The organism is Vreelandella boliviensis LC1, from assembly GCF_000236035.1.
GTDB classification, from domain to species: Bacteria; Pseudomonadota; Gammaproteobacteria; order Pseudomonadales; family Halomonadaceae; genus Vreelandella; species Vreelandella boliviensis.
Map to the genome: position 1 here is coordinate 1,975,358 of NZ_JH393257.1, position 621 is coordinate 1,975,978.

At 61.5% G+C, this 621-nt stretch carries 1 protein-coding gene; it reads left to right on the forward strand.

Annotated features, from left to right (window positions below; all coding sequences use genetic code 11):
• The coding region (locus KUC_RS08815; RefSeq protein ID WP_244264778.1) for a dihydroxy-acid dehydratase domain-containing protein at positions 1–621 on the forward strand (621 nt) is incomplete at both ends.

Genomic DNA, 621 nt, shown 5'->3' on the forward strand with positions numbered 1-621 from the left:
CGCCATGTTTACCCGCAACCTGGCGAGCATGGACGTGGAAGAGGCGATTCGCGGCAACCCGATTGATGCGGTAGTGCTGCTGGTGGGCTGCGACAAAACCACCCCGGCGCTGCTGATGGGCGCGGCGAGCTGCGATATTCCCACCATCGTGGTGACCGGTGGGCCGATGCTCAATGGCAAGCACAAGGGCAAGGATATTGGTTCCGGCACCGTGGTGTGGAAGCTCTCCGAACAGGTCAAAGCGGGGGAAATATCCCTCCACGACTTTATGGCCGCCGAAGCCGGCATGTCCCGCTCGGCGGGCACCTGCAACACCATGGGCACGGCGTCTACCATGGCCTGTATGGCCGAGTCGTTGGGCACTTCACTCCCCCACAACGCGGCGATCCCGGCAGTCGACTCCCGCCGCTACGTGCTCGCCCATCTCTCCGGTAACCGGATAGTCGAGATGGTTAACGAAGACCTACGGCTATCCAAAATCCTCACCAAGGAAGCCTTCGATAACGCCATTCGCACCAATGCCGCGATTGGCGGCTCCACCAACGCGGTGATTCACCTCAAGGCGATTGCCGGGCGGATTGGCGTGGATCTCACTTTGGATGACTGGAGTCGGGTAGGGCG